The sequence below is a fragment of the Nocardia sp. NRRL S-836 genome, assembly GCF_001279525.1.
Taxonomy (GTDB): domain Bacteria; phylum Actinomycetota; class Actinomycetes; order Mycobacteriales; family Pseudonocardiaceae; genus Lentzea.
Genome location: NZ_LGDY01000050.1, coordinates 1 through 318 on the forward strand (window position 1 = coordinate 1; position 318 = coordinate 318).

Below are 318 nucleotides of genomic sequence, written 5' to 3' on the forward strand. Positions count from 1 at the left end.
TCCGCGGCGTGGAACCGCTCGGCCACGCGCACGGCGTCGGCCTGCAACAGGTCCAGCTGCCGCACCAGCTCCGCGCCCGAACCGCGCGCGGCGGCGTACCACCACGGCAGGGTCAGGGAAGTCTGCCCCGGCCACGGCAGGGCGGGGCCGAACAGCCGGGTCACCGAATGCACCGCCTCCGGGGCCGCACGCAGCTCCCGCGGGCGGCCCAGCCTACCGCGCAGCACCTCAGCGGGCTCGGTGAGCCTCTCGGCCACCTCACCGAGCACGCCGCCGCCGAAACCGGGGACGCGGACGACCAGCGCGTCGAGACCGACG

At 76.7% G+C, this 318-nt stretch carries 1 protein-coding gene; it reads right to left on the reverse strand.

Annotated features, from left to right (window positions below):
• A partial coding sequence (locus ADL03_RS48215) for a hypothetical protein (protein ID WP_197288160.1) occupies positions 1-318 on the reverse strand: 318 nt, incomplete at both ends.